Here is a 13,600-nt window from a genome sequence, read left to right on the forward strand (position 1 = left end):
GTGCACAAACGACTTAATCCCCTCCGTCCCCTTTTCTGGTTACCGCCAGTCGGTGATGCCTTCGCGGCGGTACACCTCGGCGAACGCCGGGCGCGCCTTCATCGCCGTGGCATGCGCCTTGAGCGCCGGCCAGGTGTCGCTGGGCCGGGGCATGTTGCGTGACCAGCGCATCAGCATCACCAGCATGTAGTCAGCCACGCAGGGCGCGGCGCCCAGCAGGTACGGGCCGTGCGCCTGCAGGTGCGTGGCCACGTGCTGCCATGCATGTTCCAGGCGCTGGCGCGCCCTCTCGCGGCTGGCGTCGATGTTCGCTTCGCCGGCCACTTCGTGCGGATAGAACCAGGCCCGGTAGGCCGGCTGCAGCGTATTGGCGCACCAGAACATCCAGCGGTAGGCATCACCGCGCTCGGCTGTGCCCAGCGCCGGCAACAGGCCGGCCTCGGGATGACGGTCGGCCAGGTACAGCGCGATCGCCGCCGCTTCGGTCAGGACCTGGCCATCGATCAGCAGCGTCGGCACCACGCCAGCAGGGTTCAGTGCCAGGTACTCGGCCGACTTGTGCTCGCGTGCGTCGAAATCCAGCAGCACCAGTTCGTGCTCGATGCCGAGTTCGATCAGCAGCCAGTGCACCACCAGGGCGGCGGTGCTTGTCGAACCATACAGCGTGGTGCTCATGCGGCGGATCCTGTGCGGGTGGACCGGCCGATTATGCGCCTCGCCGATGAGCGCTGCTCAGCCGCAGCTGCTCATGCAGCTATCGCGGCGCTCGCCACAGGACATCACCGGCGCGCGCAGCGTGCAGTCATGCGTCTTCAGTTCGCAGGCGCGGCGCAGGTCCGGGTTGTCCACGTCCTTGCAGCGCTTGTCCGGCGCCGGCACCACCTGTTGCTCGCAATTGCTCTGGCGGCTGCCGAGGGAGTCATTCTGCGCCATGCAGCTGCGGTAGCTGGCCTGGCACTGCATGCGGCATTGTGCCGATGCAGGGAAATCCGCGCCTTCGTACGACGCCGGGGTGCTGCAGCCGGCCAGGGCCAGCAGCACGCCGGCGACGATGAATCGATGCAGGGCCATGGACACGTCCTGTGTGAGGGTGTGCCGACCGTAGCAGAGCCCGGGCTACAGGCGCGTTAATCCTGTCTCCAGATACAACAACGGCGCCACACGGGCGCCGTCGTCTGGATCGAAGCGGGCGGACTTACTCCACCACCACCGGAATCTTGCCGATGCGGGCCTGCCATTCGCGCGGGCCGGTCTTGTGCACCGATTCACCGGTGGAATCGACCGCCACGGTCACCGGCATGTCCTGCACGGTGAACTCGTAGATCGCTTCCATGCCCAGGTCGGCGAAGCCAACGACCTTGGCCGCCTTGATCGCCTTCGACACCAGGTAGGCCGAACCACCGACGGCCATCAGGTAGGCCGACTTGTGCTTCTTGATCGCCTCGATCGCGGCCGGGCCGCGCTCGGCTTTGCCGACCATGCCCAGCAGGCCGGTCTGTGCCAGTACCTGCTCGGTGAACTTGTCCATGCGGGTCGCGGTGGTCGGGCCGGCCGGGCCCACCACTTCGTCGCGCACCGGATCGACCGGGCCCACGTAGTAGATGAAACGCCCCTTCAGGTCGACCGGCAGTTCCTCGCCCTTGTTGAGCATGTCGACCATGCGCTTGTGCGCGGCGTCGCGGCCGGTCAGCAGCTTGCCGTTGAGCAGCAGGGTCTGGCCCGGCTTCCAGCTGGCCACGTCCTCCGGGGTGATCGTGTCCAGGTCCACCCGGGTGCCCTTGGACGCGTCATAGGTCAGCTTCGGCCAGTCTTCCAGCGACGGCGGGTCCAGCATCACCGGGCCGCTGCCATCCAGGGTGAAGTGCGCATGGCGGGTGGCCGCGCAGTTCGGGATCATCGCCACCGGCAGGTTGGCCGCGTGGGTCGGGTAATCCTTGATCTTGATGTCGAGCACGGTGGTCAGGCCACCCAGGCCCTGCGCGCCAATGCCCAGCGCGTTGACCTTCTCGTACAGCTCCAGGCGCAGCTCTTCAATGCGGTTGGACGCGCCACGGGCCTGCAGCTCGGTGATGTCGATCGGTTCCATCAGCGCCTCCTTGGCCAGCAGCATCGCCTTTTCGGCGGTGCCACCGATGCCGATGCCGAGCATGCCCGGCGGGCACCAGCCGGCGCCCATGGTCGGCACGGTCTTCAGCACCCAGTCGACGATGGAGTCGGACGGGTTGAGCATCGCGAACTTGGTCTTCGCTTCCGAACCACCGCCCTTGGCGGCGACGATCACGTCGACGGTGTTGCCCGGCACCACCTTGACGTTGACCACGCCCGGGGTGTTGTCCTTGGTGTTGATGCGCTTGCCGGCCGGATCGGCCAGCACCGAGGCGCGCAGCTTGTTGTCCGGGTGCATGTAGGCGCGGCGCACGCCTTCATTGGCCATGTCTTCCACGCCCATGGTGGCGTCATCCCAGCGCACGTCCATGCCGATTTCCAGGAACACGGTGACGATGCCGGTGTCCTGGCAGATCGGGCGGTGGCCTTCCGCGCACATCCGCGAATTGATCAGGATCTGCGCCATCGCTTCCTTCGCGGCCGGCGACTCCTCGCGCTCGTAGGCGGCGGCAAGGTTCTTGATGTAGTCGACCGGGTGGTAGTACGAGATGTACTGCAGCGCGTCGGCGATGGACTGGATGAGGTCTTCCTGCTTGATCGATGTCACGGCTTGCTCGCTTGCTCGAGGCTGGCGGGGGTAATCCGCCCATTTTACCCCCTCCCCCGGCCCCGGGGTGGTAGTGCCGGCCGCTGGCCGGCAAGATTCCCCCGACGCTCTGTCACGCCACGCGCCGCTGCGGCGTCCTTGCCCCCATGAACGCCGAAACCGCCTTCCAGACCCACCGTCCGCGCCTGATGGCCCTGGCCTACCGCCTGCTCGGCAGTCGCGCCGACGCCGAAGACGTGGTCCAGGACGCCTGGTTGCGCTGGTCCGGCGCCGATCCGGCCGGCGTCCGCGACGCCGAGGCGTGGCTGGTCACCACCACCACCCGGCTGGGCCTGGACCGGCTGCGCGCGGCCAGGCGCGAGCGCGTGCACTACGTCGGCCCGTGGCTGGCCGAGCCGCTGGCGGTCACGCTGGAGCCCGATCCGGCACCCGGCCCGGCGCAGCTGCATGCGCTGGCCGACGACGTCTCGGTCGCCTTCCTGACCCTGCTCGAACAGCTCGGCCCCGAGGAACGCGCCGCGTTCCTGCTGAAGGAGGCCTTCGATCACGACTACCGCGAAATCGCCGACCTGATCGGCCACAGCGAAGCCAACTGCCGGCAACTGGTACACCGTGCCCGGCAGCGCCTGCACGCCGGACGGCCGCGCTTCAACGCCGATGCCAGCCAGCACCGGCAGCTGCTGGCGCGCTTCATGGACGCCTCGCAGCGCGGCGACAGCGAAGCGATCCAGGCCCTGCTGCACGCCAACGCGCTGCTGGTCTCCGACGGTGGCGGCGTGGTTACCGCCGCGATCCGCCCGCTGCGGGGCGCCGAGCGCATCGGCCGCCTGTTCTGGGCCATCGCCCGCCGCGGCGCGGCGCATCCGGCGCAGCTGGGCTACGTCAACGGCGAGCCGGCGATCCTGCGTTTCCACGGCGAGCGCCTGCACTCGGTCACCACCATCGAAGTGGTCGACGGCCGCATCGCCAATGTCTACAGCGTGCTGAATCCGGAAAAGCTGCCCACGGTTGTCACGCGCGATGGTGCTGCGGCGTCCTGGGAGTGAAAGGCGGCCATCGTGGCCGCCCTGGAGCCCACGATGTCCAACCACACCTCTCCCCGCGTTCCCTACATCCGCCTGGCCGCCGAGGCCTTCAAGGGCCTGCTGGCCACCAGCCAGGCCGTGCATGACAGCTCGATCGATCCGACCCTGATGGAACTGGTGTTCCTGCGCGTGTCGCAGCTCAACGGCTGCGGCTACTGCATGGACATGCACGGCACGGCCCTGCGCAAGGGCGGCATCGAGCCGCGCAAGCTGGACACCCTGCCGGCCTGGCACGAAAGCCGCTTCTTCGATGCGCGCGAGCGCGCGGCACTGGGCTGGGCCGAGGCGCTGACCCGGCTGACCGACGGCGCACCGTCGCAGGCCGCGTTCGATGCACTGGCACCGCACTTCGATGAGAAGGGCATCAGTGACCTGAGCATGGGCATCGCGGTGATCAATGCCTGGAACCGCCTCGGTGCGGGGTTGCTGCCGCCACTGCCGTAACGGGGGCCTGGCCGGGCTGCCGCCCGGCACCCGCAGAGGCAACGCCCAGAGCAACATCAAAAGCCGGCGCTACTGTGGGTTGGCGGGGTGGGTCCACGCCACGCGTGGATGCGGGAGGGTCGGATCCCTTTGCTTCGCGAAGGGCTCCGACCCGATCCGGGCTGGTGGGGTCAGAGCCCTTTGCGTGGCAAAGGGATCTGACCCCGGTGCCGGCCACACGGCTGCACTGACCCCCTCTGCACGTAGCAGGCGCGCACAATACGCGCATGCCTGCTTCCCCCACCGCTGGCGCTGCCGCCGCGAAGAAACCCAGCCTGCGCCAGCGCTTCAAGGCGATGCGCAACCTGCCGCCGTTCCTGCGCATGGTGTGGCAGACCAGTCCTGTGCTCACCCTGGCCAGCCTTGGGCTGCGCCTGATCCATGCGCTGCTGCCGGTGGCGATGCTGTACGTCGGCAAGCTGATCATCGACAGCGCCCTGCACCTGAGCCAGCACGATGCCGGTTTCCCGCCACTGGGCGAGGCGCTGTCCAGCGGACTGCTCAATCCATTGCTGGGCCTGCTGGCGCTGGAATTCGGCCTGGCCATCGCCTCGGACCTGCTCGGCCGGCTGGTCAGCTATGCCGATGCGCTGCTCTCGGAACTGTTCGCCAACGCCACCAGCATCCGCCTGATGGAACACGCCGCGACGCTGGATCTGGAGGACTTCGAGGACCCGGACCTGCAGGACAAGCTGGACCGTGCACGGCGCCAGACCATGGGCCGGATGAACCTGATGAGCCAGCTGTTCGGCCAGGTGCAGGATGCGATCACCGTGGCCAGCCTCGCCATCGGCCTGCTGGTCTATGCGCCGTGGCTGATCCTGCTGCTGGCGCTGGCACTGGTACCGGCCTTCATCGGCGAATCGCACTTCAATGCGGCCGGCTACAGCCTCAACTTCCAGTGGACGCCCGAGCGCCGCCAGCTCGACTACCTGCGCCAGTTGGGTGCCAGCGTGGAAACGGCCAAGGAAGTGAAGATCTACAACCTGCACCGCTTCCTGGTGGAGCGCTACCGGCGCCTGTCGGTGGCGCTGTTCCTGGCCAACCGCGCACTGGCCCGGCGCCGCGCGTTCTGGGGCACGCTGTTGGCCGCGCTCGGCACGCTGGGCTATTACACCGCCTACGCCTACATCGCCTGGCGCACGGTGCGCGGCGATTTCACGATCGGCGACCTGACCTTCCTCGCTGGCAGCTTCCTGCGCCTGCGCCAGCTGCTGGAGGGCCTGCTGATCGGCTTCTCGCAGGTGGCCAGCCAGGCGCTGTACCTGGATGACCTGTTCTCGTTCTTCCAGATCCAGCCGGAGATCCACTCGCGCGAAGGGGCGGTGCGCGTGCCGCAGCCGATCCGCCAGGGCTTCGTGTTCGAGGACGTCGGCTTCCGCTATCCCGATGCCGGACAGTGGGCGGTGCGCCACCTGGATTTCCAGCTGCACGCCGGCGAAGTGCTGGCCCTGGTGGGAGAGAACGGCGCCGGCAAGACCACCCTGGTCAAGCTGCTGGCACGCCTGTACGAACCGGACGAGGGCCGCATCCTGCTCGATGGCCGCGACCTGCGCGACTACGACCTGGACGACCTGCGTGCCAACCTCGGGGTGATCTTCCAGGATTTCGTGCGCTACAACCTCAGCGCGGGCGAGAACATCGGCGTCGGCCAGGTCGAGGCGATGGACGACCAGGCGCGCATCGCCGACGCGGCACGGCGTGGCATGGCCGAGGAAGTGATCGACGACCTGCCCGGTGGCTACGCGCAGCAGATCGGACGGCGCTTCAAGCAGGGCGTGGACCTGTCCGGCGGCCAATGGCAGAAGATCGCCATTGCCCGCGCCTGGATGCGCAACGCGCAGGTGATGATCCTGGACGAGCCCACCGCCGCGCTCGATGCGCGCAGTGAGTTCGACGTGTTCCAGCGGTTCAGGGAACTGGCGGATAATCGCACCGCAGTGCTGATCTCCCACCGTTTTTCCTCGGTACGCATGGCCGACCGCATCCTGGTGCTGGCCGATGGCCGCATCGAGGCCAGCGGCACCCATGAGCAGCTGATGGCACAGGGCGGCCGCTACGCCGAACTGTTCGAACTGCAGGCGGCCGGTTACCGCTGAGAACGCCTCTCGTTCCGCCCAATGAGAACCTGTCTCATTTGAGATAGAATCACCTCCGACGACTTTCGATAGATACGCCCATGTCCTCCGCTTTTGGCACCGAAACGGTGCTTGAGGTCCGCCACTGGACCGACGCCTACTTCAGTTTCACCACCACCCGCGACAGCGGCTTCCGCTTCGAGAACGGCCAGTTCGTGATGATCGGCCTGGAAACCGAGGCGCGCCCGTTGCTGCGTGCGTACTCCATCGCCAGTGCCAACTGGGAAGAGCAGCTGGAATTCTTCAGCATCAAGGTGCAGGACGGCCCGCTGACCTCGCGCCTGCAGCACATCAAGCCGGGTGACAAGGTGCTGGTCGGCAAGAAGCCCACCGGCACCCTGCTGATCAGCGACCTGCACCCCGGCAGGAATCTGTACCTGCTGGGCACCGGCACCGGCCTGGCGCCGTGGCTGTCGGTGATCAAGGACCCGGAAACCTATGAGCGCTTCGAGAAGGTGATCCTCTGCCACGGCGTGCGCTACGAAAAGGACCTGGCCTATCGCGATTACTTCGAGAAGGAACTGCGGGAGCACGAGTTCCTCGGCGACATGATCGGCGACAAGCTGCTGTACTACCCGGCCGTCACCCGCGAGCCGTTCGCCAACCAGGGCCGCCTGACCTCGCTGATGGAAAGCGGCCAGATGCAGCGCACCCTCGGCCTGCCGGAACTGAGCCCGGAAAACGACCGCGCGATGATCTGCGGCAGCCCGCAGATGCTCGCCGACCTGCGTACCGTGCTCGACGCCCGGGGCTTCCAGGTATCGCCGCGGATCGGCCAGCCGGGCCACTACGTGTTCGAGCGCGCGTTCGTCGAGAAATGATGCTGCAACGGGAGTGCCGGCCGCTGGCCGGCGCTTCCTGGCACCACGGGGTTGCCGGCCAGCGGCCGGCACTACCTCACAGCAGCGCTTCAATCTCGCCGCGCAGCTGCTCCGGCCGGGTGGTGGGCGCATGCCGCGACACCACCTGCCCCTGGCGGTCGACCAGGAACTTGCTGAAATTCCACTTGATGCGGGCACTGCCGAGCAGGCCGCGTTTCTCGCGTGACAGCCATGCCCACAGCGGATCGGCGCCTTCACCGTTGACCTCGATCTTCTCCGACAGCGGGAAGCTGACCGGATAGTCCAGCGAACAGAACTGGCGGATCTGCGCGGCGTCACCGGGCTCCTGCGCGCCGAACTGGTTGCACGGGAAGCCGATCACCACCAGGCCACGCTCGCGATACTCCTGCCACAGCTGCTCCAGCCCGGTGTATTGCGGGGTGAAGCCACAGCGGCTGGCGACGTTGACCAGCAGCAACGGATGGCCCTGGTAGCGGGCCAGGGCGTGCGGCTGGCCGTCGAGGTCGCGGAAGCTGAAATCGTAGGCAGTGGTCATGGCAGCAGGCCGTGGGCGGAGAATGCATGGTACCCGCGCCCGGCCCCGGCAACATGCCTTTTGACACAAGTGCGGGCGGCGCCGGCCGGGTTACCCTCGGGCCCTTGTTTGCCTTACCGGAGTTCCTGCCTTGACCACCCGCCTTGCCCTTGCCGTGGCCATGTCCCTCGGCCTTGCCCTGCCCGCCTTCTCGGCCGGCGCCGCCACCCCGGCTGCCAGCACCGCCGCCCAGCAGGCCAACCCGTTCTTCGCCGAAAGCCCGCTGCCGCTGCACTTCCCGCAGTTCGACAAGATCAAGGACAGCGACTTCGCCCCGGCCTTCGATGCCGGCATGGCACAGCAGCTGAAGGAAGTGGAGGCGATCGCCAACAACAAGGCCAAGCCGACCTTCGACAACACCATCATCGCCCTGGAAAAGAGTGGTGATGTGCTCGACCGCGCGACCACCGTGTTCTTCAGCCTGGTCGGCGCCGACACCAACGACACCCGCAAGAAGCTGCAGGCCGACTACTCGGCCAGGTTCGCTGCGCACAGCGATGCGATCGCGCTGAACGGCAAGCTGTTCGCCCGCATCCAGGCGCTGTACGACAGCCGCTCCACCCTGGGCCTGGACGCCGAAGGCGTGCGCCTGGTCGAGAAGTACTACGACAACTACGTGCGCGCCGGCGCCAAGCTGTCCGAGGCCGACAAGGCCAAGCTGAAAGACATGAATGCCGAACTGGCCAACCTGGGCACCAAGTTCAGCCAGAACGTGCAGTCGGAAGTGAACGCTTCGGCGATCACCGTCGACGACGTCAAGGAACTGGCCGGCCTGTCCAAGGAGCAGATCGCCGCCGCCGCCGAAGCCGCCAAGGCCCGTGGCCAGGACGGCAAGTACGTGATCACCCTGCTCAACACCACCGGCCAGCCGCCGCTGACCAACCTGGCCAACCGCGCCCTGCGCCAGAAGATCTATGAAGCCTCGGTCAGCCGTGGCAGCCGTGGTGGCGAGTTCGACAACACCGCGCTGGTCTCGCGCATCATGCAGCTGCGCGCGGACAAGGCCAAGCTGATGGGCTTCCCGAACTTCGCCGCCTACAACCTGACCAACCAGACCGCCAAGACCCCCGAAGCGGTCAACGCGATGCTGGGCAAGCTCGCCCCGGCCGCAGTGGCCAACGCCAAGCGTGAGGCCGCCGACCTGCAGGCGATGATCGACCAGGAACAGAAGGCGGCCGGCAAGCCGACGTTCAAGCTGGAACCGTGGGACTGGGCCTTCTACAGCGAGAAGGTGCGCCAGGCCAAGTACAACTTCGACGAGTCGCAGCTGAAGCCGTACTTCGAACTGAAGAACGTGCTGGAGAACGGCGTGTTCTACGCGGCCGGCCAGGAATTCGGCCTGACCTTCAAGCAGCGCACCGACCTGCCGGTCTACCACGACGACGTCACCGTCTACGATGTGTTCGACGCCGATGGCAGCCAGCTGGCGATCTTCATCTTCGACCCGTATGCACGTGCGTCCAAGCGTGGCGGTGCGTGGATGAACTCGTACGTCTCGCAGTCGAAACTGACCGGCTTCAAGCCGGTGGTGGCCAACCACCTGAACATCCCGAAGCCGCCGGCCGGCCAGCCGACCCTGCTGACCTGGGATGAAGTGAGCACCACGTTCCATGAGTTCGGCCACGCACTGCATGGCATGTTCTCCAACGTGAAGTACCCCTACTTCTCCGGCACCTCGGTGCCGCGTGACTTCGTCGAGTTCCCCTCGCAGGTCAACGAAATGTGGGCGGACAACCCGGTCATCCTGAAGAACTATGCCAAGCACTACCAGAACGGCAGCGCGATGCCGCAGGCCCTGCTGGACAAGGTGATTGCCGCCTCGAAATTCAACCAGGGCTTTGCCACCACCGAATACCTGGGCGCGGCGATGCTGGACCAGAACTGGCACCAGATCGGCCCGGACCAGGTGCCGGCCGCCAAGGACGTGATGGCCTTCGAGCGCGCCGCGCTGGAGAAGGACGGCATCTACTACGCGCCGGTGCCGCCGCGCTACAAGACGCCGTACTTCAGCCACATCATGGGCGGCTACTCGGCCGGCTACTACGCCTACATCTGGTCGGAAGTGCTCGACGCCAACACCCAGAAGTGGTTCAAGGACAATGGCGGCCTGAGCCGCAAGAACGGCGACCACTTCCGCGCCACGCTGCTGTCCAAGGGCGGCAGCGTCGATGCGATGCAGCTGTTCCGCGATTTCGCCGGCCACGAGCCGCAGATCGAACCGCTGCTGGAAAAGCGTGGCCTGACCGGCGCTGGCAACTGATCGCCCGCGTACCGGCCTGAAACGGAAACCGCCCGGGAGACCGGGCGGTTTTTTTGTTGTGGTTGGGGTCTCCGCCCCCGCGCTGGCTTCAGCGCGGCGCCACGTACCCACCCGGCACGCCTTCCGGCGACAGCACCAGCTGCCACAACTGCGCATGGCGGCAGCGGAAGGTGGCCATCGACCCGGCCAGGTAGAAACGCCACATGCGCCGGAAGTGCTCGTCGTAGCGCGCATCCAACTGCGGCCACGCCGCTTCCACGTTGCGCCGCCAGGCCTGCAGGGTCAGGTCGTAGTCGGTGCCGAAGTTGTGCCAGTCCTCCAGCACGAAACGGCCTTCGAACGCCCGGGTGATCTGCACCGCCGACGGCAGCATCGAATTGGGGAAGATGTAGCGCGCGATCCACGGATCGGTGCGATGCCGCGAGATGTTGGTGCCGATGGTATGCAGCAGCAGCAACCCGCGCGGCGACAGGCAGCGTTTGGCCACCTCGAAGAAACTTGCGTAATTCTTGTCCCCGACGTGCTCGAACATGCCGATCGAGAAGATCGCATCGAACGGCTCATCCAGTTCACGGTAGTCCTGCAGGCGGATCTCGATCGGCAGGCCCGCGCACAACTGCCGCGCGAACTCGGCCTGCTCCTGCGAAATCGTCACGCCCACGCCGCTGACACCGTAGCGCTCGGCCGCGAACTTCAGGGCTTCGCCCCAACCGCAGCCGATGTCCAGCACGCGCTGGCCCGGGCGCAGCCCCAGCTTGCGGCAGACCAGATCAAGCTTTGCTTCCTGCGCGGCATCCAGGTCACCGGCATGGCGCCAGTAGCCGCAGCTGTAGACCAGCCGCTGGCCCAGCATGGCCTGGTAGAGATCGTTGCCGAGGTCGTAGTGGCGGCGGCCGACTTCGTAGCTGCCCTGCCCGGCCTGCAGGTTGAACAGGCGCGCCTTCAGCGCATCGGCCACTTCGCGCCAGCCGTGCACCCGTTCGTCCAGGTGCGCCTGCATCAGGTGGACCAGGAATTCATCCAGGACGTTGGCATCCCACCAGCCGTCCATGTAGCTCTCGCCGAGGCCGAGCGAGCCCTGGCCCATGACCCGCGCGAAGAAGCGTGGGTCATGCACCTGGATGTCCTGTGGCTGGGTGCCGCCGATGCGGACCCCGGCTTCGTGGAGCAGGCCGGCGACCCGCTCCTGCAACCCTGTATCCACGCCACCTCCTCGACTGCGGTCAACCGCGTGCGAACAGCTCCACGTAGTCCTTGGCCACGTGCGGCAACAGCACCGCCGCCGGTACGTCGGCGGTCTGGGTGCCATCCGAGTATGGCCCCACCTGGTACGGCGGGAACACAAAGCGCAGCGCGGTGATCTGCCCCTTGTCGTTGGTCAACGGCTGGAACTGGCTGAAATTGTCGGCCTGCGGCCCGGTACCGTCGGCGATCATGCGTGACGCGTTGCGCAGCGATTCCTGCAGCTGGGCCGGATCCATGTCCTCGCCGCTGAGGCGGGTGGCCACGCGTTCGCGCAGCTGGTCGGCGACGAAATCGCTGATCGCCTTCCAGCCCTTGGCATCGGCCACCAGCTTTTCGGCACTGAGCATCTGCTGCTGCTGCGGCAACCACACAAAGCGCGCCACCAGCGGCTCGCCGTGGGCGCCACCGGTATAACGGCTGCCATCGGCACTGACCACCACCAGCTGCGGGGTTTCCAGCAGTTTCTCGAAACTCAGCGACAGTTCGTAGGGCATGGTCGGCTTGTCGTTGCCCAGCCCGTCCAGCGCCTGCTGCAGGTCACTGCGCGCACTGGTCGCATAGCTCTGCAGCGCGCGGGCCAGGCCCGGATAACGGTCGATGCCCGCCGGGTAACTGATACCCACCACTTCGCGCTCGTTGTTCTCGATCACGTCGCGCAGGTCCAGCGCTGCTTCCGTGGCCGGCGTTTCGCCCGCGGCCGTCGCCTCGGCGGCAGGAGCCGCCTCGGTCGCCGGTGCCGGCTCGCTTTCACGCTGGCAACCGGCCAGCAACAGCACGCCCACCACGCCGGCCAGCACGCTGCCGTGCAATGGCCGGTTGTTTCCAATCTTCATCGGGATCCCCTGTTCATGTTTGTACATCATCGCCTGCCCTGGCTGAAGCGTGACCCGCTGGCATTCAGCCAGCGAGCAGGTCGTGGTACTCCTCGTGCCGCTGCAGGAAGGCCTCGGCATAGGAACATGCCGGCACCACCTTGTACTTCTGCTCACGGGCGAAACGCAGTGCCACACGGGTCAGCTCACCGGCGATGCCGCGGCCAGCGATCGGCTCGGGCACCTCGGTGTGGGTGATGACCATGCGCTTGCGCTTGATCTGGTAGTCCAGCACCGCCAGCTGTCCTCGCACACGGGCGGTGAAGCGGTGGTTGGCCAGGTCATGTTCGACCTCGTAGGCCAGACCGGGGGGCGTGACCGAAGCCATGGAACTGTCTCCTGCGGCGACTGCGTGGATGGTGCGCAGCCGGGCGCCATGATCGCGTGAAGCCTGAACAGGGGCAAGTCCAGTCCATTCACGTCAGTTTTCGACCCTCAAGCTGGAGGGCCGCCGGCCGCTATCGCCTGTGGAGGGGTACGGCCGGGCTGGCACGACCCTTGCGATCCTTGACCCTGCGCACCACCGTGGAGCTTCCCATGCACGCCAGCAATTCCCATACCGATACCGACCGCGCCCTGCTGGAGGGCCTGCTGCAACTGGCGGTGGAAGGGCAGACCGAGGACCAGGATTTCCAGCGTATCGGCGAGGAAGTGTTCGCCCGCCTGCTGGATACCTACGGCCAGCAGACGGCGGTCTGAGCCCGGGCGGGCTGCCGCCCCGCGCGGGGTCGGATCGATGGATCCGACCCCGGCTCCCTCAACCGCCGCCGAGGCGGAAGGTCGGGTTGGAGAGTTCGCGCAGGAAGTGGTTGAAGATGCTCGGCTGCATGGCCAGCATGAAGATCACGCCGAACGCCGCGCCCGCCAGGTGCGCGCTGTGGTTGATGCGGTCGCCGCCGCGCTTGTCCATCCAGATGCTGTAGCCGACGTAGAACGCGGCATAGATGATCGCCGGTGCCGGGATGAAGAACACCAGGATGATCGACCACGGCTTGATCAGGATGAAGGCGAACAGCACCGCCGACACCGCCCCGGACGCTCCGAGGCTGAGGTAGTTCGGGTTCTTCTGGTTCTTCAGGTAGCTGGGCAGGATCGAGACCAGCAGCGCACCGATGTAGAACGCCGGGTAGGTCAGGTAGCTGCCGGTCAGCTGCACCATCACGCTCTCGATGAACCCCCCGAAGAAGAACAGGGTGATCATGTTGAAGATCAGGTGCGACCAGTCGGCGTGGATGAAGCCATAGGTCACCAGCCGGTCGTACTGGCGGTGACGGTCGATGGCGGGCGGCCACAGGATCAGGCGGTCGGCCAGCTTGCGGTTGTTGAACGCCATCCACGACAGGATGGCGGTGATGGCGATCAACAGCAGATTGACGGGGGTCATGTCA

General features: G+C 66.6%; 14 protein-coding genes. 6 read left to right on the forward strand and 8 right to left on the reverse strand.

The features are described from left to right. Positions 1–39: 39 nt before the first annotated feature. The 3 genes from BLS66_RS00695 to BLS66_RS00705 all read right to left on the reverse strand — a co-directional run bounded on the left by BLS66_RS00695 (position 40) and on the right by BLS66_RS00705 (position 2,713). The gene (locus BLS66_RS00695) at positions 40–675 is read right to left on the reverse strand and encodes a glutathione S-transferase family protein (protein WP_053506911.1); all 636 of its coding nucleotides are present in this window, start codon (positions 673–675) and stop codon (positions 40–42) included. 57 nt (positions 676–732) lie between these two features. Continuing rightward, positions 733–1,071 carry a hypothetical protein gene (locus tag BLS66_RS00700; protein ID WP_074724874.1) on the reverse strand — a complete coding sequence of 113 codons (339 nt, stop codon included), beginning with the start codon at positions 1,069–1,071 and terminating at the stop codon, positions 733–735. Positions 1,072–1,195: 124 nt separating this feature from the next. Beyond that, on the reverse strand, positions 1,196–2,713 hold the full coding sequence (locus BLS66_RS00705) for a fumarate hydratase (protein WP_049466799.1): 1,518 nt from the start codon (positions 2,711–2,713) through the stop codon (positions 1,196–1,198). Positions 2,714–2,859: 146 nt separating this feature from the next. Here BLS66_RS00705 and BLS66_RS00710 point away from each other — a divergent pair, with 146 nt between their 5' ends. From BLS66_RS00710 to BLS66_RS00725, 4 genes are all read left to right on the forward strand, one after another. Further along, positions 2,860–3,759, forward strand: a complete 900-nt coding sequence (locus BLS66_RS00710; RefSeq protein WP_074724875.1) for an RNA polymerase sigma-70 factor — start codon at positions 2,860–2,862, stop codon at positions 3,757–3,759. Positions 3,760–3,792: 33 nt separating this feature from the next. After that, entirely contained in the window at positions 3,793–4,242 is a 450-nt protein-coding gene (locus tag BLS66_RS00715) for a carboxymuconolactone decarboxylase family protein (protein WP_049466804.1), read from the forward strand. Positions 4,243–4,508: 266 nt separating this feature from the next. Further along, entirely contained in the window at positions 4,509–6,380 is a 1,872-nt protein-coding gene (locus BLS66_RS00720) for an ABC transporter ATP-binding protein (protein WP_074724876.1), read from the forward strand. A gap of 80 nt (positions 6,381–6,460) precedes the next feature. Further along, positions 6,461–7,240 carry a ferredoxin--NADP reductase gene (locus BLS66_RS00725; protein WP_074724877.1) on the forward strand — a complete coding sequence of 260 codons (780 nt, stop codon included), beginning with the start codon at positions 6,461–6,463 and terminating at the stop codon, positions 7,238–7,240. Positions 7,241–7,316: 76 nt separating this feature from the next. On the opposite strand, the gene BLS66_RS00730 is transcribed toward BLS66_RS00725, so the two are convergent. Then, entirely contained in the window at positions 7,317–7,796 is a 480-nt protein-coding gene (locus BLS66_RS00730; RefSeq protein ID WP_049466810.1) for a glutathione peroxidase, read from the reverse strand. 130 nt (positions 7,797–7,926) lie between these two features. Between BLS66_RS00730 and BLS66_RS00735 the strand changes: the two genes are divergently transcribed. Then, the gene (locus BLS66_RS00735; protein ID WP_064238869.1) at positions 7,927–10,095 is read left to right on the forward strand and encodes a M3 family metallopeptidase; all 2,169 of its coding nucleotides are present in this window, start codon (positions 7,927–7,929) and stop codon (positions 10,093–10,095) included. An 88-nt stretch (positions 10,096–10,183) separates the two neighbouring features. On the opposite strand, the gene cfa is transcribed toward BLS66_RS00735, so the two are convergent. The 3 genes from cfa to BLS66_RS00750 are packed head-to-tail and all read right to left on the reverse strand — an operon-like array spanning position 10,184 to position 12,540. Further along, positions 10,184–11,299 carry a cyclopropane fatty acyl phospholipid synthase gene (gene cfa, locus BLS66_RS00740; protein ID WP_053460857.1) on the reverse strand — a complete coding sequence of 372 codons (1,116 nt, stop codon included), beginning with the start codon at positions 11,297–11,299 and terminating at the stop codon, positions 10,184–10,186. 19 nt (positions 11,300–11,318) lie between these two features. After that, positions 11,319–12,200, reverse strand: coding sequence for a DUF3298 and DUF4163 domain-containing protein (locus tag BLS66_RS00745; RefSeq protein WP_049466838.1), 882 nt, complete (start codon positions 12,198–12,200; stop codon positions 11,319–11,321). A gap of 37 nt (positions 12,201–12,237) precedes the next feature. Continuing rightward, a complete protein-coding gene (locus BLS66_RS00750) occupies positions 12,238–12,540 on the reverse strand; it encodes a GNAT family N-acetyltransferase (protein ID WP_019660442.1) in 303 nt (100 codons plus the stop codon). A gap of 209 nt (positions 12,541–12,749) precedes the next feature. Between BLS66_RS00750 and BLS66_RS20695 the strand changes: the two genes are divergently transcribed. Next, positions 12,750–12,911 (forward strand): hypothetical protein, encoded by a 162-nt coding sequence (locus BLS66_RS20695; protein ID WP_164687841.1) that lies wholly within the window; start codon positions 12,750–12,752, stop codon positions 12,909–12,911. Between the two features lie 58 nt (positions 12,912–12,969). Here BLS66_RS20695 and BLS66_RS00760 read toward each other — a convergent pair whose 3' ends face one another. Next, positions 12,970–13,596 (reverse strand): rhomboid family intramembrane serine protease, encoded by a 627-nt coding sequence (locus tag BLS66_RS00760; protein WP_014037807.1) that lies wholly within the window; start codon positions 13,594–13,596, stop codon positions 12,970–12,972. Positions 13,597–13,600 lie beyond the last annotated feature (4 nt).

The organism is Stenotrophomonas pavanii, assembly GCF_900101175.1.
In the GTDB taxonomy this organism is placed as follows: domain Bacteria; phylum Pseudomonadota; class Gammaproteobacteria; order Xanthomonadales; family Xanthomonadaceae; genus Stenotrophomonas; species Stenotrophomonas pavanii.

Coding starts and splice junctions, on each gene's coding strand:
- BLS66_RS00695 (WP_053506911.1), bottom strand. CDS start 675: ATGAGCACCACGCTGTATGGTTCGACAAGCACCGCCGCCCTGGTGGTG.
- BLS66_RS00700 (WP_074724874.1), bottom strand. CDS start 1,071: ATGGCCCTGCATCGATTCATCGTCGCCGGCGTGCTGCTGGCCCTGGCC.
- BLS66_RS00710 (WP_074724875.1), top strand. CDS start 2,860: ATGAACGCCGAAACCGCCTTCCAGACCCACCGTCCGCGCCTGATGGCC.
- BLS66_RS00715 (WP_049466804.1), top strand. CDS start 3,793: ATGTCCAACCACACCTCTCCCCGCGTTCCCTACATCCGCCTGGCCGCC.
- BLS66_RS00720 (WP_074724876.1), top strand. CDS start 4,509: ATGCCTGCTTCCCCCACCGCTGGCGCTGCCGCCGCGAAGAAACCCAGC.
- BLS66_RS00725 (WP_074724877.1), top strand. CDS start 6,461: ATGTCCTCCGCTTTTGGCACCGAAACGGTGCTTGAGGTCCGCCACTGG.
- BLS66_RS00730 (WP_049466810.1), bottom strand. CDS start 7,796: ATGACCACTGCCTACGATTTCAGCTTCCGCGACCTCGACGGCCAGCCG.
- BLS66_RS00745 (WP_049466838.1), bottom strand. CDS start 12,200: ATGTACAAACATGAACAGGGGATCCCGATGAAGATTGGAAACAACCGG.
- BLS66_RS00750 (WP_019660442.1), bottom strand. CDS start 12,540: ATGGCTTCGGTCACGCCCCCCGGTCTGGCCTACGAGGTCGAACATGAC.
- BLS66_RS20695 (WP_164687841.1), top strand. CDS start 12,750: ATGCACGCCAGCAATTCCCATACCGATACCGACCGCGCCCTGCTGGAG.
- BLS66_RS00760 (WP_014037807.1), bottom strand. CDS start 13,596: ATGACCCCCGTCAATCTGCTGTTGATCGCCATCACCGCCATCCTGTCG.